Here is a 21326-nt window from a genome sequence, read left to right on the forward strand (position 1 = left end):
GACTGACTTCAGTTGTCGTACCCCAGGTTCGGCGCCAACCAACGTTCGGTTACGCTCAGGTCCTGGCTTTTGCGAGCGGTGTAGCTGGCGACCTGGTCCTTGTCGACCTTGCCCACGGCGAAGTATTGCGCTTGCGGGTGGGCAAAGTACCAGCCGCTGACCGCCGCGGCCGGGAACATCGCATAGTGTTCGGTGAGGAACACACCGCTACGCCCGGCATGCATTTCGCGGGCTTCGGGGTCCAGCAGTTGAAACAGCTGGGCCTTTTCGGTGTGGTCCGGGCACGCCGGGTAGCCGGGGGCGGGGCGGATGCCGCTGTATTGCTCTTTGATCAACGCCTCGTTGTCCAGTTGCTCGTCCTTGGCGTAACCCCAGTGTTCTTTGCGCACCTGCTGGTGCAGCCATTCGGCGCAGGCTTCGGCGAGGCGGTCGGCGAGGGCCTTGACCATGATCGAGTTGTAGTCGTCGCCGGCATCTTGATACGCCTTGGCGACTTCTTCGGCGCCGATGCCGGCGGTGGTGATAAAGCCACCGATGTAGTCGGTCACGCCGCTGTCTTTTGGCGCCACGAAGTCAGCCAGGGAGAAGTTTGGCTTGCCGTCGGTCTTGATGATCTGCTGGCGCAGGTGATGCAGCTTGGCAATCGGCTGGCCGTCGTCGCCGTAGACTTCCAGGTCATCGTCCTGCACCTGGTTGGTCGGCCAGAAGCCAAATACGGCGCGGGCGCTGATGAGTTTTTCGTCGATCAGCTTCTTGAGCATTTCCTGGGCGTCGGCATACAGCGCGGTAGCCGCTTCACCTACCACCTCATCGGTGAGGATGCGCGGGAACTTGCCGGCCAAATCCCAGGAGATGAAGAACGGCGTCCAGTCGATGTATTCGGCCAGCACCTTGAGGTCGATATTGTCCAGCACCTTGGCACCGGTAAAGGTCGGGACCACCGGCGTGTAAGTAGCCCAGTCGAACTGCGGCTTCTTGGCGATGGCGGCCGGGTAGCTCAGGCGCTCGGTGCGCGCGCTGCGGTTGGAGGTGCGTTCGCGCACGTCGATGTATTCCAGGCGGGTCTTCTCGACGAAACCGGCCTTCAATTCCTTGGACAGCAACTGCGTCGCCACGCCCACCGCGCGCGAGGCGTCGGTGACGTAGATCACTGCGTCGTTGCTGTACTTGGGCTCGATCTTCACCGCCGTGTGCGCCTTGGAGGTGGTGGCGCCGCCGATCATCAAGGGCAGGTGGAAGTCCTGGCGCTGCATCTCGCGGGCCACGTGCACCATTTCGTCCAGGGACGGCGTGATCAGCCCGGACAGGCCGATGATGTCGCACTTCTGCTCCTTGGCCACCTGCAGGATCTTCTCCGCCGGTACCATCACGCCCAGGTCGACGATGTCATAGCCGTTGCAACCCAGCACCACGCCGACAATGTTCTTGCCGATGTCATGCACGTCGCCCTTGACCGTGGCCATCAGGATCTTGCCCTTGGCTTCGGGCTTATCGCCTTTTTCCAGCTCGATGAACGGGATCAAGTGCGCCACCGCCTGCTTCATCACGCGGGCGGATTTCACCACCTGGGGCAGGAACATCTTACCGGCGCCAAACAGGTCGCCGACGATGTTCATACCCGACATCAGCGGGCCTTCGATCACTTCGATCGGGCGCGCAAACGATAGGCGCGATTCCTCGGTGTCTTCGACAATGTGCGTGGTGATGCCCTTGACCAGCGCATGCTCCAGGCGCTTGTTGACCTCCCAGCCACGCCATTCCTCGGTCTCGGCTTCCTTGACGCTGCCGTCGCCCTTGTACTTGTCGGCAATGGCGAGCAGGGCGTCGGTGCCTTCCGGCGTGCGGTTGAGTACCACGTCTTCCACCGCATCGCGCAGTTCGGCCGGGATCTGGTCGTAAATCTCCAGCTGGCCGGCGTTGACGATGCCCATGGTCAGTCCGCTGCGGATCGCATACAGCAGGAACACCGAGTGGATCGCCTCGCGCACCGGGTTGTTGCCGCGGAACGAGAACGACACGTTGGACACGCCACCGGAGGTCAGCGCGTAGGGCAGTTCGTCGCGGATATAGGCACAGGCATTGATAAAGTCGACGGCGTAGTTGTTGTGCTCTTCGATACCGGTGGCGACCGCGAAGATGTTCGGGTCGAAGATGATGTCTTCCGGCGGGAAGCCGACTTCATCGACCAGGATGTCGTAGGAGCGTTTACAGATTTCTTTCTTGCGCGCTTCGGTATCGGCCTGGCCGGCTTCGTCGAACGCCATCACCACCACAGCCGCGCCGTAGCGCTTGCACAGCTTGGCGTGATGAATGAACTGCTCCACGCCTTCTTTCATGCTGATGGAGTTGACGATGCCCTTGCCCTGGATGCACTTGAGGCCCGCTTCGATCACCTCCCACTTGGAGGAGTCGATCATGATGGGTACGCGGGAGATGTCCGGTTCGCCGGCGATCAGGTTGAGGAAGGTCACCATGGCCTTCTTCGAATCCAGCATGCCCTCGTCCATGTTGATGTCGATCACCTGGGCGCCGGCTTCCACCTGCTGCAGGGCAACTTCAAGGGCTTCGGTGTAGTTGTCTTCACGGATCAGCCGGGCGAATTTGGCCGAGCCGGTGATGTTGGTGCGCTCGCCGACGTTGACGAACAACGAGCTGCGATCGATGGTGAACGGCTCGAGGCCCGACAGGCGGCAGGCCTTGGGAATGTCCGGGATCGGGCGCGGCGCATACCCGGCCACGGCCTTGGCGATGGCTTCGATATGCCCCGGCGTAGTGCCGCAGCAACCGCCGACGATGTTCAGGAAGCCACTTTGGGCGAACTCTTCGATGACCTTGGCGGTTTCTGACGGCAGTTCATCGTACTCGCCGAACTCGTTGGGCAGGCCAGCGTTCGGGTGCGCCGACACATGGGTGTTGGCCTTGTTCGACAACTCTTCCAGGTAGGGGCGCAGTTCACTGGCGCCGAGGGCACAGTTCAAACCGACCGAGATCGGCTTGGCGTGGGCCACGGAGTTCCAGAACGCTTCAGTGGTCTGGCCCGACAGGGTACGGCCGGACGCGTCGGTGATGGTGCCGGAAATCATGATCGGCAGTTCGATACCCAGGGCTTCGAACACGCCCTGCACGGCAAAGATCGCGGCCTTGGCGTTGAGGGTGTCGAAGATGGTTTCGATCAGGATCAGGTCGGCGCCGCCTTCGATCAGGCCCTGGGTGGCCTCGGTGTAGTTTTCCACCAGTTCATCGAAGGTCACGTTGCGGTAGCCGGGGTTATTCACGTCCGGTGACAGCGAGCAGGTGCGGCTGGTCGGGCCCAGCACGCCGGCCACGAAGCGCGGCTTGGCCGGGTTTTCGTGGGTCTTGGCGTCGGCGACTTTGCGCGCCAGGCGCGCGCCTTCCACGTTCAGTTCATAGGCCAGCTCTTCCATGCCGTAGTCGGCCATGGAGATGCGCGTGGCGTTGAAGGTGTTGGTTTCCAGAATATCGGCGCCAGCGTCCAGGTACGCCTTCTCGATGCCGCCAATCACGTCGGGGCGGGTGAGCACCAGCAGGTCGTTGTTGCCCTTGACGTCGCTCGGCCAATCGGCGAAGCGTTTGCCACGGTAGTCCTGCTCCTCGAGCTTATAGCTCTGGATCATCGTGCCCATGCCACCGTCCAGGATCAGGATACGTTCCTTGAGGGCGTGGTGAAGGGCTTGCAGACGAACGCTTCGGTCGGACATGGGACTACTCTGGTCAGGCATTTCGGAGGGCGTGAATCATAACAAACCTGCGGGCTTTTGGAGCATGTTGAGCTTTTGCATGAATATCGCTCATGTTGCTTGGGGGCATGGCCCGGTAGAATCACGCCACTTCAAACACCGCATGCCTTGAATCGGGACCGGATACATGTCACTTCGTCTAATCGTCAGCGCCGTCCTGGCCTTGATAGCCAGCAGCGCTCAGGCGGAAGGTCCCGCTTCGGCGATTTCCTACACCCGCGACATCCAACCGATCTTTACGCAAAAGTGTGTGGCCTGCCATGCCTGCTATGACTCCGCGTGCCAGCTCAACCTGGGCAGCGCCGAGGGCGCAGCGCGGGGCGCCAGCAAGATGCCGGTGTATGACGGTGAGCGCAGCCAGGCCACGCCAACCACCCGTTTGTTTTATGACGCATTCGGTAAGCAGGCGTGGCAGCAGAAGGGCTTCTATTCGGTGCTGGACGCCCAGGGCAGCCAGGCTGCGCTGATGGCGCGCATGCTGGAGCTGGGGCACAACGCACCGCTGGCGCCCAATGCCAAGCTGCCCGACAACATTGTACTGGGGCTCAACCGCGAAAATATGTGCGCAACGCCCGGCGAGTTCAGTGCCTATGCCGGCGCTCACCCCAAGGAAGGCATGCCGCTGGCGGTTACCGGCCTGACCGACCAGCAATACCAGACTTTGCAACGCTGGCTGGCCTCCGGCGCGCCGATTGACGAGCAGGGCCTGGCGCCGAGCGCCAGGGAAGCGTTGCAAGTGCAACAGTGGGAAAACCTGTTCAACCAGCCGGGCGCCCGTGAAAGCCTAGTGGCGCGCTGGCTGTTCGAGCATTTGTTCCTGGCGCATATCTATTTCGAGAACGGCGAGCCGGGGCATTACTTCCAGTGGGTGCGTTCGCGTACGCCCAGTGGCCAGCCGATTGACCTGATCGCCACCCGTCGCCCCAACGACGACCCAGGCACCCAGGTGTACTACCGCCTGTGGCCGGTGCAGGGTGTGATCGTGCATAAAACTCACATCACTTACCCCTTCAGCGCGGCGAAGATGGCGCGGATCAAGGCGTTGTTCTATGCCGGCAACTGGCAAGTCACGGCCTTGCCAGGCTATGGCCCCGGCAGCCGCGCCAACCCGTTCGCGACATTCGAGGCGATCCCGGCTAAAGCGCGCTACCAATTCATGCTCGATAACGCTGAGTACTTCGTGCGTACCTTCATTCGCGGGCCGGTGTGCCGTGGGCAGATCGCCACGGATGTGATCCGCGATAACTTCTGGACGCTGTTCCAGGACCCCGACCACGACCTGTACATCACCGATGCGCGTTATCGCGGCCAGGCCACGCCGTTGCTGGCCATGCCCGGGCAGAATGACGACGTGGGCAGTGTGCTGAGCCTGTGGCTGGCCTATCGCGACAAGCGCAACCAGTACGAAGCCTTGCGCCGTGACAACTATGCAGACTTGCCCGCGCCGAGCTGGCCGACGTTGTGGGCGGGCAATGACAATGCGTTGTTGAGCATTTTCCGTCATTTCGACAGCGCCTCGGTGACCAAGGGCCTGATTGGCGAGGTCCCGCAGACGATGTGGCTGTTCGACTACCCGCTGCTGGAACGCACCTATTACCAGTTGGCGGTGAATTTCGATGTGTTCGGCAACGTCTCGCACCAGGCCCAGACCCGCCTGTATTTCGACCTGATCCGCAATGGCGCCGAGCAGAACTTCCTGCGCCTGATGCCCGCCGACACCCGCGAAGACTTCATGGACGACTGGTACCAGAACAGCGGCAAGCTCAAGCTGTGGCTGGACTACGAGGCGATTGACGATGATAAGGCCAGTGGTTTGCACCTGAGCGAGAAAGACCCCAAGCGTGACTTCGCCAACCAGTTGCTGACCCGCTACGGCCATTTGAACGCCAGCCCCGACCCGATCAACCGCTGCAGCGGCGCGTTCTGCTCCCGCGACGGCATCGACCCGGCCTTGCAGGATGCCGAACAAGCGTTGAGCCGCCTGACCTCGCGCCCGGCCGCGGGGCTCAAGGTGATCGAGCAGTTGCCCGAAGCCACGATGCTGCGCATCGAAACCGCCAGCGGCAAGCGCGAGGTCTACAGCCTGCTGCGCAACCGTGCCCACAGTAACGTGGCGTTCCTGCTGGGTGAGGCGTATCGCTATCAGCCGGGCCTGGACACGGTGACCATTTACCCCGGCGTGCTCAGCAGCTACCCGAACTTCATGTTCAATATCCCGGCCCGGCAGGTGCCTGAGTTTGTCGCGCAGATGGAGCAGGCCAAGGACGCCAAAAGTTTCGAGAAAATCGTCGACCGCTGGGGTGTGCGCCGCAGTCACCCGTTGTTCTGGCAGTATTTCCACGACTTGTCGCAATACATCCATGAAACCACGCCGGTGGAAGAGGGCGTATTGGACATGAACCGCTACGAGAACTTATAACTAAGTGCATTGATCCGGTCATTTCTCCACGCGGGGGCTGAAGCAGTCGGATATCTACCTACGGACTGGAAAAGGTATGCCGATGTTGATTTCAGTGCAGTTGCTACGCGCGCTGGCGGCATGGCTTGTGGTGGGTCACCACGTCATGCAGCTGTTTTTTAACTTCGAGGCCCACAACGCCTTGGAGGACCTGTTGGTCGAAAAGGGCGCCGCCGGGGTGGACGTATTCTTCGTCATCAGCGGCTTGGTGATTTTCCTCGCGAGCGCCGACAAAGCACTCACGCCTTGGCGCTTCATGCTGATGCGGGTGGCCAGGATTGCTCCGGCGTACTGGTTCTATACCCTGCTTTTGGCTGTGCTGGTCACGGCCATGCCCTGGATGTTTCCAGACGTTCAGCTAGAACGGGGTCATGTGCTCCTGTCGATGCTCTTTATCCCCGCGCAAACCCCGGCGGGCTACGGCGTGTATCCACTGCTGGATGTGGGCTGGACGCTGAATTTCGAGATGCTGTTCTACTGCCTGTTCGCTGTTGCGCTGCTGGTGCGTGAAGCCTATCGGCTGTGGGTGGTGGCGGCGCTGCTGTATCTGCTGTGCTACGTCATTGGCCCCGCCTTTGACTTGGCCGACGGGTTTTACCGTGATGACATTGTCCTGGAATTTCTCCTGGGCGTGGCGATCGGCATGCTCTACCGCCGCGGTCTGTGCCGGGCCAGGCCGTGGCTGGCGTTGCTGGGTGTCGTCGCGGCATTGGCGGCGATTTACCATGGCGCGGATGTACCCCGAGTATTGGAATGGGGAGTGCCCAGCGCCGTGTTGGTGATCAGTTGCGTGGCGCTGGAGCCTTACTTCCATGGTTCGCGCTTGATAAAGCTGCTGGGGGACTGCTCTTACTCGGTGTATCTGCTTCACGTACTGGTGCTGTGCGTTGGACGCTGGGCCATTGAGCACGGGGGGATAGACCCCTACACGCTAGTGCCGGTGTGCGTCGTTTTCATCGCGCTGGGTTCATTGGCCAGCTACCACTGGTTGGAGAAGGGCACCCATCGCAGGCTCAAGCACTGGTTTGGCCTTGATGAATCGGTACCCTTTTCCAAGCAACAGCATTAGGACTGGCGCTGTTGGTCTCAAGGCCTCATGTACTTCCAGTAGGCTTTCCCATAGTCCATCAGCAACTCGGTCCCGGCAGGGATATCCCGCCAAGCAACTAGAAACACCATGTATTTGCCTACATACAGGGCGCCGACATTTTCGATGCCAACGTCGGGCAGGTTGGGCACCTTGACCGCATTGATCAGGCTCAGCGTATTGCTGTTACCGTGGCCGCTGATAGTCGCGCCATGAGTGTGGGTTTGGAATAAATACGTGCCGACGGCCGTTTCACCTTTTTCCAGTATCTCGGTATCGATCGAGGCTTGATCCAGATGCAGCTTGCCGGTGTAAGGCCCAAGAACATCGAAGCGTTTTATATCGGTTCTGGCCACCACCGAAAGGCCTCGTTCCGGGCCGTCCGCCAATTTCTTGACCTCCAGCAGGCGATCAAGCCGGCGATGGTGGCTGCCCTCCTTGGCGATCCATTCACGAATGCTTTTGGTCGCAGCCTCCTTGACTTCGACATGCTGCAGGCCGGTGAACTCGTCAAAAAACTGGTTGGCGTCGCTGATCTCAATGTTTTGCAACGGACCTTCAAGTTCAAGGGTCAAGCTGCGCCTGACGTCGTTGGGGTCTTGCAGAATCGGCGCATTATTGTTGATTTTATGATCAAAAGACGCCGTGATCGAGGTGGATCGGTGCCGCGTGGGTGTGGCGTCGTCCTCCAGCCGCGGACGTTTTGAGCTGCCTGCAGTGGGCGGGGCGGGCCGTTTCCTGGCCACGGGCTCGTCCAGCGGGCTTCTTTGTCCGAACAGCCACCTTTCTCTACCGGCGCGGGTCATGCTGCCATTGTCATTGACGTAGTTGCTCCAGATAACCGGGTTGAGGTTGTTCTGCTCGACAAATGCGTGCATGGACACCCTTGAATTGGTGGCGTTGTAGTGCTTGTTCCACTCTTGCAGGTGTTTGGATTTCAGAGCGTTGAACTGCTCACCCCTGGCGTATTTGGCGAGTACTTTGCCTGCCGCTTTATAGGTGCCATCAGGGTTTACGTGGTCGGCAAAGGCCACCGGATCCAGGTTATGGTCGGCGGCGAAGCCTTCAAGGGTGAGGTTGTTGCGCTCGCGCTGGGACGTCTTGCTCCAGCGCTCGATGTGATCGTAGGTAACGCTGGTGCGGGCGGTTCCCGCACGGTCCAGCATCAGTTGGCCCCTGGGCGTCAGGGTGTTGCGGCTACTGACAAATTGCCGAAAGGCGCTGGGGTCCAGGTTGTAAGTGCTGACGAAGTTGTCCATGGTTTTTTTCAGGGCGTCTTCACTGACCTCGGTCCATTTCAACAGCACTGAGGGCGTTACCACGCTTGGGGCATCCGGCGCGCCGCCCGTGAGCTTGATCGGGTCTGAATACCAATGACCGGGCTCAACCGACGACAGCGTGATCGACAAATCCCGGTTGGTCTTTGGATTGACCAGTAAGATCGAAAAGCTGTTGTCGGCGCCCGCGGCGGCCTCCTGAATGAACCCATAGGAGTTATCGCGCACCTGGTACACCGCGATTTTGCCCTTGTCGTCGACATTACAGATGAACTTCTGGTTGTAGTCCGCTCGGGAGAAGATACCGCGCGCGTCGGGCTTGAGGCCTCTGATCAACTCAGGGTCAACCGCGTACTGACGGATCAACGGGCTGCTGTTGCTGATGACTGTGATCGGCTCTCTAAAGCGCGGCCCGAAGGCTGTATTGGAGGCGGTATCGATCAAGCGATAATCCGGCGCGTCGAGGCTACCGACGTTGCGCATCGGAACATTGGCCAAGCCGTCCACGGTAAACAGTTGATCGCCTGCCTGCAGCGGTTTCCAGCTGTCAGGGTCAACCGAGCGCATGTGCCTTGCGGCGATCGTCCCATCGCGCAGTTGGGCAATACCCCGTTTTGCCTGGCGCATCAGTTTGTGGCCCAGCTTGAGCAAACCAAAGCGTGCGAGCCTGAGCAGGCTGGGCAGGGCGGCCAGGGGGTTGAGTTCCTGGAGTGTGGCAATCACCAGTTTGCCGGTCAGTTTCGCGAGTTTAGGCAGCGCCAGGCGCAGCCCGGTCTTGCCTGCCTGGACAAGCAGGCGGGTAGAACCGGCCACATACCGCCCCACCGGCAACGCGAAAGCTACGATGTCAATGAACAGGCTGGCGACGCCTGATTTGATGCGTTGGGGGGCGCCGGAAGCGATGTCGTCGATACCGCCCCAAAGCGGGATAAAAATCTTGCCCCAGAACGCCAAGTCTTCGAGTACCTCAGCGGGGATGTCCACGTTCCGCGTGTCTTTACGGGTTTTTTCGAGGAGGGCTTGTTCATCGCAGAAAAACAGCTCACGGGCAATCATGCTCGCCAGGGTTTCACTGCGCGGCGCATACAGCGTGTTGGGCGCGAACGATTGGATACGCGGCCCAGCGTCGATGCCAGGCAGTGTCTCGCCGACTTGTTCAACGATCAACTCAGCTTTTTTGCCTGGCCTGGGCGCTTTGTTCTCGCGGTAAGCCTCGCGATCAAACGGCACTTCGGTGGCCAGCCTGTACTTGTCCCAGCTCATGGCGTCGCGTAGCTCTACCACTTTGCCGTTCAGCGGTAGGCTCTGCAGGTCTTTGCGTCGACGCAGTAGGCCGGCGAAGGGGAATACCTCGACGTAGATGGGATGGAAGGGCGAGCGGGGCTTGACGATGCGCAGGATAAAACCTGTCCGGTAACGAACGGCATCGGTCTTGGCTTTGGTTTCATATTCGATGGGCACCTTGTTCAGGGCTTCTCTTAATGAATACACGGTGATCTCGTCCTGATCCACGTCCAGGGTCGCACTGCCCAGGTGCGCAAGCAGTGATTGGATTAAGGTCTTGTAGGCGTTTCTCGGCACCTCAAGGGCTTCGCGAAAGGCTTTGTCGTACTCCGTGTCCGAGGCAAAGCGCCAACGGCTGGGCAGGTTGAGTTTGAGGTTATGAACCGCGTTGAACATCTCATATTCATGCTGCTCCAGTGCGTTGACGGCCTGGGTGAGCTCATCCCGGGAGTGGCCCGACGCTCGGCTGGCAATCAGGCCGTTGGCTTGTGCCCATTGGACAGTAGGGGCCAGCCTGGCGGCAGCGACCAGCGCCTGCTGTTTGACGTCGCCCTCACTGACGCGAAAATGTTCCGCCGCCAGGTTAAGCAACTGCTCAAAGCTCATGTGCCGCGATGAGCCGGGTGCACACGCTTCGGCCAGGAGAAAGCCGCTTCTGAAGTTGACCCAGGTATTGGTGACAGCGTAGGGCAGGTCATCGGGAATATCGGCCACCCAGACCTCGCTGGCAACATTGGCCTTGAGGACGCACACCGCCAATTGTGCCGCGTCAGCGCTGATCGACAAGCTATGTTCATAGCGGCTGATCAAGGATTGGCGGATCGACGAATAAGACGCGCCAGACGCAATGAATAGCTTCAATTCGTTGTCAATCAGCGAGTCGGTGCTGGGAATGATCGTCAGCCACAATGCGCGCCACAGTAATTTCACCCGTACCGGGCCCGGGCAGATTTCCTCCTTTTGGCTGCCATACCAGTCCAAGGCCTTGGCGATCCGCTCGCCCAGCGCCAGGTTATCGGGGCTATTGAGCAATTGCTCAAGCAAGACGGTGGGGGTGGTGGCGAGCATGTCCTGCTGTGAGGCGGTAAATGTTTCGGGCAATACATGACGGAACAGCGATTGACGGGTGTGTGTTTCGATCTGGCGGATAACCTCCTTGATCTTCTGGTCGGCAGGCGCATCCAGCAAGTGCTGCAAGTCGCTGAGATTGCCTTCGTGTCCGAGTTTTTTCAGGGTGTGGTGTTCCTGCAAGCCAGCGAGAACCGCTTTCCACTGCTCGCGGGTTTTGGGGCGTGCGGGGATGATCGAGTAATACTTGAGTACCAGATCGAACCGCACCGAACCGTCGCTTTTGAGGCCGTTACCCACACGCCGGTTGATATCCAGCAACACGTCGGCGTCGATGTACCAATAGGTGGGCACATGGCGCAGGATCACCGAGTGATCGGTGATGCTGAACGTCTCGGCGGGGTCGGGTATCGGTGAGCGCGCACTGCTGAACAGGGTGGAGAGCAGGTCGTAAAGAAAGTCCCGGCCCAGAATGGAGTTATCCGGTTCGGGCTTTTCCCGCAGGAACCGCTGAAAGTCTTCATCGTCTTCCAGTTTCCCAAGGACCCGAAAGGCTTCCTTGCACTCGCGATGCAGTTCGCTGTTGTGCGGCGGGGAGTAGTAAACCTCGGCGGCGGATGCCGTCAGTGAGCTTTGTGCGGTCACGAAATCAATCAGATGGTCCAGATGCGCTTGCTGTTCTGGCAAGCTCTTGAAATAGAAACCCTGCAACGCGTTATTCATGCAATCCTCACAATCCGTAGTCGAAGAGGATTCACTCTATTGAGCCGGGCTTTGCGCGGGGGCTATATAGGTAGGCACAGGTTTTTGCACAAGGGGGGCGGTGTAGCGGCGCCTTCAGTCAGCAGGCTCAGGTCTTTCCCGACAAAAACACTCGGGCTTTGTACCTGCGTAATAATTTGGCGTAAACTGCGGGCAAGCCTGTGAGGAGTTTCCATGACTGCCATAACCATTACCGACGCCGCCCACGATTACCTGGCTGACCTGCTGTCCAAGCAGAACACCCCAGGTATCGGCATCCGCGTCTTTATCACCCAGCCTGGCACCCAATACGCCGAGACGTGCATTGCCTACTGCAAGCCCGGCGAAGAGAAGCCTGAAGATACCGCCCTGGGGCTCAAAAGTTTCACCGCGTATATCGATGCCTTCAGCGAAGCCTTCCTGGACGACGCCGTGGTCGACTACGCCACCGACCGTATGGGCGGCCAGTTGACCATCAAGGCCCCCAACGCCAAGGTGCCGAACGTCAACGCCGACAGCCCGGTCAATGAGCGCATCAACTACTACCTGCAAACCGAGATCAACCCGGGGCTGGCCAGCCACGGCGGCCAGGTGAGCCTGATCGACGTAGTGGATGACGGTATCGCCGTGTTGAAGTTCGGCGGCGGTTGCCAGGGTTGTGGCCAGGCGGACGTGACCTTGCGCGAGGGTATTGAGCGCACGCTGCTGGAACGTATTCCTGAGCTCAAGGGTGTACGTGACGTCACTGACCACACGCAGAAAGAAAACGCCTACTACTGAGTAAGGTGTTCACTGCGAACATAAAAAAACGGCGCCCCGTGAGCGCCGTTTTTTATGCTTGAAATTCATAGCCTTGCGAAATATACCTAACAAATCAGATCAAGTGTGGGAGTTGCCTTGTCTTAACGCTGTAGGAGCGAGCTTGCTCGCGAAGAACGTCAACGATAACGCGCGCTTGCTGAATGAACGCGGCGCCTGGAAGTTTTTCGCGAGCAAGCTCGCTCCTACAAAAAGCCTTGAGGCAAGCCAGCTCCCACATTGTTGTGCGCATTGCTTCAGGGGCGGTAGAGGTGCGCATGCCCTGCGCGGTACAGCGACGACTCGCTGAAACTGTCACTGGACAACACCCGGCCCACCACAATCAACGCTGTCCGCCGAAACCCCTTCGCCACGACTTTCTCGGCAATGTCGCTCAGCGTACCGACCACCCAATCCTGATCCGGCCAGGTGGCACGGTGTACCACGGCAATCGGGCAGTCCGCGCCGTAATGCGGCAGCAGTTCTGCGACGATTTTTTCCAGATGATTGACCCCCAGATGAATCGCCATGGTGGTGCCATGCCGCGCCAGGCTGTCGAAGTCTTCGCCGCGGGGCATGCTGGTTTTATCGGCGTAACGGGTCAGGATCACGCTTTGGGCGATATCCGGCAGGGTCAGTTCGGTTTCCAGTAAGGCTGCGCACGCCGCCACCGCCGTTACCCCTGGAATGATCTGGAAGGGGATGCCCAGCTCACGCAAATGGCGGATTTGTTCACCAATCGCCCCATACAGGCTGGGATCGCCAGAGTGCACCCGCGCCACATCCTGGCCTTTAGCATGGGCCGTCGTGATCAGCTCGATGATCTGTTCCAAGTGCAGCTCGGCGCTGTTGACCACCTGGAGCGCCTGATGACCTTCCAGTACGGCGGCGGGCACCAGCGAGCCGGCGTAGATAATCACCGGGCAATGGCGGATCAGCCGCTGGCCCTTGACGGTGATCAATTCCGGGTCGCCGGGGCCGGCGCCGATAAAGTAGACGGTCATGGAGAAATCCTGTTGAAAAACGCATGAGCATGAAGATTGCTCATGATCGAAAGCGGCAATTATCGGGATTTTAACCCGCACAGGCCAATGCAAGGGTGGCCTGTACGCTTTTCTGGCGGGTGATCAGCAGGCGCGCGGGGCCATTGGACAGGTGCTCGGCCAGGGCCAGGGCGGCGCTTTCGGCCACGCCGTAACAGCCGGTGTGGGCAAAAGCCAGCGCTGAGCGATGGCTCAGCCGATGTTCATAGCCCGCCAGTTGCTCGGCGCTGAAACACTGCAAGGGCAGGTTCAACCGCTGGGCCAGCGCCAGCAGCCCCGGTTCATTGCGTTTGCGGTCAATGCTCGCCAACGCGGTCACGCGTGAGGGATCAATGCCGGCCTCGGCCAGGGCGCTGTCCAGCAACGCCAGCAGGCTGTGAGCCTCACAGCCACGCTGGCAGCCCAAACCGACAACCACGATCATGCCGAGTATTGGTCGTCGCGGTTGCGGCGGAACAACCAGGCACTGATCAGGCCCAGGGCCAGCCAGAAAGCGACGTTGGTCAATTGCGAGGCGATCTTGAACTGCGCTTGGAGCGCCTCCGGGGCCAGCATCGAATGTACCTCAGGTTGCGGCGCGCCGATGAAGTGGGGCACGGCAAGAATCGCCAGCCCAAGGCCTTTCAACAGCCAGTTGCGGCCGAACACGATCAGCGCCAGGCCGGCGGCGGTGGAGGCTGCGGTGCCGATCCACCAGGTCTGGCGCAGTGTCAGGTCAGCCGCCGCAGTGCCCGGCAGTTCCGGTGGCAGGCCCAGGGTGGGTGCCAGTACAAAGGTCGCGTAGCCGGCCAGGCCCCAGAGCAGGCCTTGGGCGGTGCGGGTCGGCGCGCGCAGCGTGTAGAGGCCGGCGAGCATCAGTGCAAAGCCTACGGCCACCACCAGGTTGCCTCCAGTGGTAGACAACACACGCTGCCAGCCATCTTCCGGCTCCCAGGCTTGGGCATCGTGGCTGTGGGCAGCAACGCCTGCGGCGTGCTCGTGCACCACTTCAGCGGCTGGCGGGGCTTTTTCAAAGCTTTCTGCCTGCAGAATCAGCGGTGCCACCCAGAAACTTTGCAGCAGGGTCAACAGCAAGGCAGCCAAAAGCCCAGTGAACCCTGCGGTTTGCGCAATACGCTTGATCATGTCGGCAGCTCTCAATGGCACGGGAACGCGGCGCTATGGCGGGTATCGTGGGCGGCGTTGTGCACCGCCTCGATGTGCGAGAACCCGGCGAAATACACCAGGCACGCGCCGAGGATCGACGCACTGATGGCGGCGGTCAGGCGTTGGCTGAGGGTGGCGGTGCTAGTGGCGGTGTGCGAAGTGCTGCTGATGATCGACATGGCGCGTCCCTTTCAGGTGTCAGGGTGAAACGAGCGCATGAAAACCCCACGCGCCAGGCACGCAGGGTTCGAACAGCGCCCGCCCACCGCGGGTTTGTTATCTGAATTTTTCGGGCCGGTCTCCGGGCTTGCGAGGGGCGACTCTGGATAGAGTCCTCCTGAAAGCATCGCCTTCCCATGCAAAAGCACAGTGGCCATGACGCTTCGCTCGCTTACCGTTGCGGGGGCAGCACCGGACTGGTCATAGGTCTATGACGCACCGGTTTCCCGTTTCACCCTGTGAAGGGCACCCGAAACAAGAGATGTAGGAGAGCATGGGCCGGGGACGGTAGTCAAATGCTGCAAGCCCCTGTAGCCTTGCACCCTCGAGGTTCTTCGGCCCAGGCCGAAGCTAAGAAGGGAACGCGGTTCAAGCCGCGGCTGCCCCCGCAACTGTGAAGGGTTCAGTTGACTGCCACGCCACTGCCGATAGGGCGGGAAGGCGCAGTCAGCGTTGGTCGCAAGACCTGCACACCCCAAGCCAGGAGACCTGCCTCGCCACTGATTTTCCACTTCAACCGGGCGGGGTGATCCGGTGACGAAATCCGCTGCTGCGCGCCGTCGCAGGGCCTGTCGTCCCGTATGCCCGCCCCAAAGGGCATCCGATGAAAACACTGGCCAAACTTCCCGTCACCATCGTTACCGGCTTCCTTGGCTCGGGCAAAACCACGCTGTTGCGCCATATGCTCGACAACGCCCAGGGCCGTCGCATTGCGGTGATCGTCAACGAGTTCGGTGAGCTGGGCATTGACGGAGAAATCCTCAAGCAGTGTTCTATCGGTTGCACCGAAGAAGAAGCCAATGGCCGCGTCTACGAGCTGGCCAACGGTTGCCTGTGCTGCACCGTGCAGGAAGAGTTCTTCCCGGTGATGCGCGAACTGGTCGCCCGTCGCGGTGACCTGGACCATATCCTCATCGAAACCTCGGGCCTGGCCCTGCCCAAGCCGTTGGTGCAAGCCTTCCAGTGGCCGGAAATCCGCAGCGCCTGCACCGTTGACGCGGTGATCACCGTGGTCGACAGCCCAGCCGTGGCTGCCGGCACCTTTGCCGCCTTCCCGGACCAGGTCGACGCCCAGCGCAAGCTTGACCCGAACCTGGACCACGAGTCACCGTTGCATGAGCTGTTCGCCGACCAACTGGCCAGCGCCGACCTGGTGATCCTCAACAAAACCGACCTGATCAGCGCCGAAGACCTGGCCCGCGTACGCCTGGAAGTCGCCGAAGAACTGCCACCCGCGGTGAAGATCATCGAAGCCAGCAGCGGTCGCCTACCCCTGGACGTGCTGATCGGGCTGGGCGCCGGTTCTGAAGAACATATCGACGGGCGTCACAGCCATCACGACCATCACCACGAGGGTGAAGACGACCACGATCACGATGCCTTCGACTCCATCTCCATCGACTTGCCCCAAGCCGATGAAGCGCTGCTGCTCGACGCCCTGACCCAATTGGTGGTGCAGCACGGCATCCTGCGTGTGAAAGGGTTCGCCGCGATCCCCAACAAACCGATGCGTCTGCTGATCCAGGGCGTGGGCACGCGCTTTGACAAGCACTTCGACCGTGCCTGGGGCGCTGACGAAGCACGCACCACGCGCCTGGTGCTGATCGGCCAGGAACTGGACGCCGCCGGCCTCGAAGCGCAATTGCGCGCCGCCCTCAGCGTTTAACCATGCACCTGCTCAGGACCCAACCCGGTGGTTTCGTCGCGGACGACAATATTGCCGACCTTGGCCAGACCCCCGCTGAACTGGTGATCCTGTGCAGCGGCGATTCCAGCCTGGCGCTGCTCGCCGAAGCCGCCCAGCAATTGCCCGAGGATTACCCCAGCCTGCGCCTGGCCAACCCGATGCAGGTGCAGAACCATGCCTCGGTCGACTTGTACGTCGATGAGGTGTTGCGCCACGCCAAGGTCATCCTGCTGTCATTGCACGGTAGCATCGGGTATTGGCGCTACGGCATCGAGCGCCTGGTGGAGTTGGCCGAGCGCGGCGTCACCCTGATCCTGGTGCCGGGGGACGACCGCCCGGACCCGGAACTCAGCGGCCTGAGCACCGTTGCTGCCGAACACCGCGAGCGCCTGTGGCACTTCCTGCGCCAAGGTGGCCTGGGTAATGCCCTGGATTTTTACCACTGCCTGGCCAGTGCCCACCTGGGCCGTGACTATCCCTGGGCCGAGCCGCAAACATTGCCGCGCACGGCGATCTATCACCCGCACAACGCCAATGCTCGTCTCAATGACTGGCAGGCGGATTGGCATGCCGATTGGCCTGTGGCCGCGGTGCTGTTCTACCGCTCGCATTTGCAGGCGGCCAATACCGGTTTTATCGATGTGTTCTGCCAGCGCTTACAGGCGGCGGGCCTCAATCCGTTGCCTATCGCGGTGGCCAGTTTGAAAGAGCCCGGCTGCCTCACGGTGGTCGAGGACCTGCTGGATGACGTGCAAGCCGCGGTAATTCTGAACACCACCGGCTTTGCCCAATCGAGCCCGGAAGCGCCGCATTTGCGCCCGTTTCGCCGCAATATCCCGGTGATCCAGGCGATCTGCGCCCAGGACAACCAACCCGGCTGGCAGGCCAGCGAACAAGGCCTGGGGCCCCGCGACCTGGCGATGCACATTGCCTTGCCGGAGCTGGACGGGCGCATCATCAGCCGGCCCATCAGTTTCAAGGACTTGGCCTGGCGCAGCGAGCGCAGCCAATCGGACGTGGTGTGCTACCGCGCAGCGCCCGAACGCATGGATTTTGTCGCTGAGCTGGCAGGCCGTTGGGTCGAGTTGGCGCGGGTGCCGAATGCCCAGAAACGGATTGCGTTGATCCTGGCCAACTACCCGACCCGCGACGGTCGTATCGGCAACGGCGTGGGCCTGGACACCCCGGCGGCAGCGCTGAATATCCTGCGCGCCTTGCAAACTGAAGGCTACCCGGTGGCGGAGCGGCTGCCCGACAGCGGCACCGCGCTGATCCATGAACTGCTCGGCGGCGTCACCAACGACCTCGACAGCCTCGACCTGCGCCCCTGCCATCAAAGCCTGAGCCTTGTGGAATACCAGGCGATGTTTGATCGTTTGCCGGCGTCCAATCGCCAGGCCGTGCTGGAGCGTTGGGGCGCGCCGCAAAACGATCCGATGTGCCGCGATGGCCGCATGATGATCGCCGGCCTGCGCCTGGGCCTGACCTTCGTCGGCATCCAGCCGGCCCGGGGTTACCAGGTGGATGCCAGCGCCGTCTACCACGACCCGGACCTGGTACCGCCCCATGGCTACCTGGCGTTCTATTTCTGGCTGCGCCATACCTACGGCGCCCACGGCGTGATCCATGTGGGCAAGCATGGCAACTTGGAGTGGCTACCCGGCAAAGGCGTGGGCCTGTCGGAGCACTGCTGGCCGGATGCATTGCTGGGGCCGCTGCCGAATATCTACCCGTTTATCGTCAACGACCCGGGTGAGGGCGCCCAGGCCAAGCGGCGCACCCAGGCGGTGATCATCGACCACCTGATGCCACCGCTGACCCGCGCCGAAACCTACGGCCCGCTGCGTGACCTTGAATTGTTGGCCGACGAATATTACGAGGCGCAATTGCTCGACCCGCGCCGTGCGCTGGAGCTGCAAAAAGACATCCTCAAGCTGGTGCGCGAAACCCGTATCGACCAGGAGCTTGAACTGGGCAGTGAGGCGGACGCGGCGGTGTGGCTGCCGCGCCTGGATACCTACCTGTGCGACTTGAAGGAATCGCAGATCCGCGATGGCCTGCATATCTTTGGCGAGTCGCCCGAGGGCCGCTTGCGTATCGACACCTTGCTGGCGCTATTGCGCATTCCCCGCGGCGATGGCCGGGGCCCGCAGTCGAGCCTGCTGCGAGTGTTGGCCAAGGCATTCGACCTGGGGTTTGATCCGCTCGATTGCGCATTGGCCGAGCCCTGGACGGGGCGGCGCCCGTTGGTGTTGCAGAAGATTGACGATCAGCTGTGGCGTACGGCCGGGGATACCCGCGAACGTCTGGAGTTGTACGCGGCGCGCTTGATCGGGCAGGCATTGGAAGGCCCCATCGAACAGTTGGAAGAGCCCGGCTGGCAGGAGGTGAAGTCGGTGATCGAAAGCCTGCGCATTGTCGTCGCGCCACGCCTGGATGCCTGCGGCCCCGCAGAGATGCGTGGCTTGCTCGATGCCTTGAGTGGGCGTTTTGTCCCGGCGGGGCCCAGCGGTGCGCCGAGTCGCGGGCGGCTGGATGTGCTGCCCACGGGGCGTAACTTCTTTACCGTGGACGTACGCAACCTGCCGACCACCACGGCCTGGCGCCTCGGTTTCCAGTCGGCCAACCTGATTCTTGAGCGGCACCTGCAAGACCACGGCGACCACCTGCGTCAGCTCGGCCTGTCGGTGTGGGGCACTGCCACCATGCGCACCGGCGGGGACGATATCGCCCAGGCCATGGCACTGATGGGCGTGCGCCCGGTGTGGGCCACCGGCAGTCAACGGGTGGACGATTTTGAAATATTGCCGATCAGCTTGCTGGACCGCCCGCGTGTGGACGTGACCTTGCGCGTGTCCGGGTTCTTCCGCGATGCGTTTGCCAACCTGATCCGCCTTTTCGATGCGGCGGTACAGGCGGTGGCGGCCCTGGATGAACCCGACGACATGAACCCGCTGGCCGCCAAAGTGCGCAGTGAACGCCAAGCATTGCTTGAGTCGGGCCTGGATGAAGGTGCTGCGGCCAAGCAGGCCGGCTGGCGCATTTTTGGTGCCAAGCCGGGTGCCTATGGCGCAGGCGTGCAGGGCGCGATTGACGGGCGCCTATGGCAGAGCCGCGAGGACTTGGCCGAGGTCTACCTGAACTGGGGTGGTTATGCCTACGGTGGCGCTGACGAAGGCACTGCGGCCCGCGAGCAATTTGCCCAGCGGTTGAGTCAGGTGCAGGCGGTGTTGCAGAACCAGGACAATCGCGAGCACGACTTGCTCGACTCCAACGACTACTACCAATTCCAGGGCGGCATGCTGGCCGCCGTGGAAACCCTGAGCGGCGAAAAGGCCGCCAGCTACCATGGCGACCACAGCCAGCCGGATTTGCCGAAAATTCGCACCTTGAAGGAAGAGCTCAACCGGGTGATCCGTTCCCGCGCGGCCAACCCCAAGTGGATCGAAGGCGTGAAGCGCCATGGCTATAAAGGCGCGTTTGAAATGGCTGCGACCGTGGACAACCTGTTCGCCTTCGACGCCACCACCGCGCTGATTGACGATCACCAATACGCCTTGCTCGCCGATGCCTACCTGCTGGACCCTGACACCCGTGCCTTTGTGCAACAGCACAACCCCGATGCCCTGCGCGACATGACCGAGCGCATGCTCGAAGCCCAGCAACGTGGCTTGTGGCAGGCACCGGGGGCGTACCGCGAAGCCTTGGAAAACCTGTTGCTGGACATAGAAGAAGACAGCTGATGACTGAAACCCCCCATTTTCCGCTGTCCGCCGTGGTCGGCGCCGATGACTTGAAACTGGCACTGTGCCTGGCCGCCATCGACCCGAAGATCGGCGGTGTGCTGATCGAAGGGCCACGGGGCATGGCCAAGTCCACCCTGGCCCGTGGGCTGGCAGACCTGTTGGCCAGCGGGCAGTTTGTCACCTTGCCCCTGGGCGCGACCGAAGAGCGACTGGTCGGTACCTTGGACCTGGACGCCGCGCTGGGCGAAGGCCGCGCGCAATTCTCCCCCGGCGTGTTGGCCAAGGCCGACGGCGGCGTGCTGTACGTGGATGAAGTCAACCTGTTGGCGGACCACTTGGTAGACCTGCTGCTGGACGTAGCCGCCAGCGGCACCAACCTGATCGAACGCGATGGGATTTCCCATCGCCATGCGGCGCGCTTTGTGCTGATCGGCACCATGAACCCGGAGGAGGGCGAGCTGCGCCCGCAGTTGCTCGACCGCTTCGGCTTCAACGTGGCCTTGAGTGGGCAGACTCTGCCCGCCGAGCGCGGGCAGATCATCCGTCGTCGGCTGGATTTCGACACTGACCCGGCGGCGTTCTGCGCGCAGTGGGCGCCAGCGCAAGCCGCCTTGCGCGAACGCTGCACCCAGGCGCGGGCACGGCTCGACAGCATCGCCCTGGATGACCAGGCGTTGGCCCGCATCACCGAGCGCTGCTTTGCTGCCGGGGTCGACGGCTTGCGTGCTGACCTGGTCTGGTTGCGAGGCGCCCGTGCCCATGCGGCGTGGCGTGGCGCCGTAGCTATCGAGCAGGACGATATCGACGCGGTGGCGGAGTTCGCCTTGCGCCATCGACGTCAGCAGCAGACCCCGGCAGGTGCGCCGCCCCAGCCGAATGACGGGCCGTCATCGTCACCCTCTGACACCTCGCCCGGCCAAGGCCAGTGGGGCGATATGCCCGCACCCGCCTTGCCCACGGGCGCACGCCGCGATGTACCCACCTGGCCAAAAAAGCCCTAGGCATCCGCCCCCG

12 protein-coding genes and 2 riboswitches are annotated in these 21326 nt (G+C 61.5%); of the genes, 6 read left to right on the forward strand and 6 right to left on the reverse strand.

The features are described 5' to 3' along the window. Positions 1 to 8: 8 nt before the first annotated feature. Positions 9 to 3719: a methionine synthase gene (metH, locus tag ODQ19_RS21720; RefSeq protein WP_330211164.1), complete on the reverse strand. Its 3711-nt coding sequence runs from the start codon at positions 3717 to 3719 to the stop codon at positions 9 to 11. Positions 3720 to 3885: 166 nt separating this feature from the next. Between metH and ODQ19_RS21725 the strand changes: the two genes are divergently transcribed. Further along, positions 3886 to 6177, forward strand: a complete 2292-nt coding sequence (locus ODQ19_RS21725; RefSeq protein ID WP_330211165.1) for a fatty acid cis/trans isomerase — start codon at positions 3886 to 3888, stop codon at positions 6175 to 6177. A gap of 82 nt (positions 6178 to 6259) precedes the next feature. Next, positions 6260 to 7285 carry an acyltransferase family protein gene (locus ODQ19_RS21730; protein WP_330211194.1) on the forward strand — a complete coding sequence of 342 codons (1026 nt, stop codon included), beginning with the start codon at positions 6260 to 6262 and terminating at the stop codon, positions 7283 to 7285. 17 nt (positions 7286 to 7302) lie between these two features. Here the strand turns inward: ODQ19_RS21730 and ODQ19_RS21735 are convergent, their stop codons facing one another. Beyond that, positions 7303 to 11655 carry an SET domain-containing protein gene (locus ODQ19_RS21735; RefSeq protein ID WP_330211166.1) on the reverse strand — a complete coding sequence of 1451 codons (4353 nt, stop codon included), beginning with the start codon at positions 11653 to 11655 and terminating at the stop codon, positions 7303 to 7305. 213 nt (positions 11656 to 11868) lie between these two features. Between ODQ19_RS21735 and nfuA the strand changes: the two genes are divergently transcribed. Further along, positions 11869 to 12453: a Fe-S biogenesis protein NfuA gene (gene nfuA / locus ODQ19_RS21740; protein WP_003190728.1), complete on the forward strand. Its 585-nt coding sequence runs from the start codon at positions 11869 to 11871 to the stop codon at positions 12451 to 12453. A 275-nt stretch (positions 12454 to 12728) separates the two neighbouring features. Here nfuA and cobM read toward each other — a convergent pair whose 3' ends face one another. The 4 genes from cobM to ODQ19_RS21760 all read right to left on the reverse strand — a co-directional run bounded on the left by cobM (position 12729) and on the right by ODQ19_RS21760 (position 14839). Further along, positions 12729 to 13475: a precorrin-4 C(11)-methyltransferase gene (gene cobM, locus ODQ19_RS21745; protein ID WP_330211167.1), complete on the reverse strand. Its 747-nt coding sequence runs from the start codon at positions 13473 to 13475 to the stop codon at positions 12729 to 12731. Between the two features lie 70 nt (positions 13476 to 13545). Beyond that, complete coding sequence (locus ODQ19_RS21750) at positions 13546 to 13938, reverse strand: cobalamin biosynthesis protein (RefSeq protein ID WP_330211168.1); 393 nt, start codon at positions 13936 to 13938, stop codon at positions 13546 to 13548. Next, complete coding sequence (locus ODQ19_RS21755; RefSeq protein ID WP_330211169.1) at positions 13935 to 14639, reverse strand: CbtA family protein; 705 nt, start codon at positions 14637 to 14639, stop codon at positions 13935 to 13937. Before ODQ19_RS21755 ends, ODQ19_RS21750 begins: the two co-directional genes overlap by 4 nt. Before the next feature lie 11 nt (positions 14640 to 14650). Then, a complete protein-coding gene (locus tag ODQ19_RS21760) occupies positions 14651 to 14839 on the reverse strand; it encodes a CbtB domain-containing protein (protein WP_330211170.1) in 189 nt (62 codons plus the stop codon). A 96-nt stretch (positions 14840 to 14935) separates the two neighbouring features. After that, positions 14936 to 15148, reverse strand: a riboswitch (cobalamin riboswitch). Between the two features lie 42 nt (positions 15149 to 15190). Beyond that, a riboswitch (cobalamin riboswitch) is annotated at positions 15191 to 15390 on the forward strand. Between the two features lie 93 nt (positions 15391 to 15483). Here ODQ19_RS21760 and cobW point away from each other — a divergent pair. From cobW to ODQ19_RS21775, 3 genes are read left to right on the forward strand one after another with little or no spacing between them, the layout of a single operon-like run. Continuing rightward, on the forward strand, positions 15484 to 16545 hold the full coding sequence (gene cobW, locus ODQ19_RS21765) for a cobalamin biosynthesis protein CobW (protein WP_047710668.1): 1062 nt from the start codon (positions 15484 to 15486) through the stop codon (positions 16543 to 16545). A gap of 2 nt (positions 16546 to 16547) precedes the next feature. Then, on the forward strand, positions 16548 to 20309 hold the full coding sequence (gene cobN / locus ODQ19_RS21770) for a cobaltochelatase subunit CobN (RefSeq protein ID WP_330211171.1): 3762 nt from the start codon (positions 16548 to 16550) through the stop codon (positions 20307 to 20309). Further along, on the forward strand, positions 20309 to 21313 hold the full coding sequence (locus ODQ19_RS21775; RefSeq protein ID WP_330211172.1) for an ATP-binding protein: 1005 nt from the start codon (positions 20309 to 20311) through the stop codon (positions 21311 to 21313). Before cobN ends, ODQ19_RS21775 begins: the two co-directional genes overlap by 1 nt. The last annotated feature ends 13 nt before the right edge of the window (positions 21314 to 21326 follow it).

The organism is Pseudomonas sp. AM4(2022) (assembly GCF_036346515.1).
In the GTDB taxonomy this organism is placed as follows: Bacteria; Pseudomonadota; Gammaproteobacteria; order Pseudomonadales; family Pseudomonadaceae; genus Aquipseudomonas; species Aquipseudomonas paracarnis.

What these genes read in the sequence shown, in the direction of transcription:
- ODQ19_RS21750 (WP_330211168.1), bottom strand. Translation starts at nt 13,938, where the DNA reads ATGATCGTGGTTGTCGGTTTGGGCTGCCAGCGTGGCTGTGAGGCTCAC.
- cobM (WP_330211167.1), bottom strand. Translation starts at nt 13,475, where the DNA reads ATGACCGTCTACTTTATCGGCGCCGGCCCCGGCGACCCGGAATTGATC.
- ODQ19_RS21775 (WP_330211172.1), top strand. Translation starts at nt 20,309, where the DNA reads ATGACTGAAACCCCCCATTTTCCGCTGTCCGCCGTGGTCGGCGCCGAT.
- cobW (WP_047710668.1), top strand. Translation starts at nt 15,484, where the DNA reads ATGAAAACACTGGCCAAACTTCCCGTCACCATCGTTACCGGCTTCCTT.
- ODQ19_RS21730 (WP_330211194.1), top strand. Translation starts at nt 6,260, where the DNA reads ATGTTGATTTCAGTGCAGTTGCTACGCGCGCTGGCGGCATGGCTTGTG.
- ODQ19_RS21760 (WP_330211170.1), bottom strand. Translation starts at nt 14,839, where the DNA reads ATGTCGATCATCAGCAGCACTTCGCACACCGCCACTAGCACCGCCACC.
- ODQ19_RS21735 (WP_330211166.1), bottom strand. Translation starts at nt 11,655, where the DNA reads ATGAATAACGCGTTGCAGGGTTTCTATTTCAAGAGCTTGCCAGAACAG.
- ODQ19_RS21755 (WP_330211169.1), bottom strand. Translation starts at nt 14,639, where the DNA reads ATGATCAAGCGTATTGCGCAAACCGCAGGGTTCACTGGGCTTTTGGCT.
- cobN (WP_330211171.1), top strand. Translation starts at nt 16,548, where the DNA reads ATGCACCTGCTCAGGACCCAACCCGGTGGTTTCGTCGCGGACGACAAT.
- ODQ19_RS21725 (WP_330211165.1), top strand. Translation starts at nt 3,886, where the DNA reads ATGTCACTTCGTCTAATCGTCAGCGCCGTCCTGGCCTTGATAGCCAGC.
- metH (WP_330211164.1), bottom strand. Translation starts at nt 3,719, where the DNA reads ATGTCCGACCGAAGCGTTCGTCTGCAAGCCCTTCACCACGCCCTCAAG.
- nfuA (WP_003190728.1), top strand. Translation starts at nt 11,869, where the DNA reads ATGACTGCCATAACCATTACCGACGCCGCCCACGATTACCTGGCTGAC.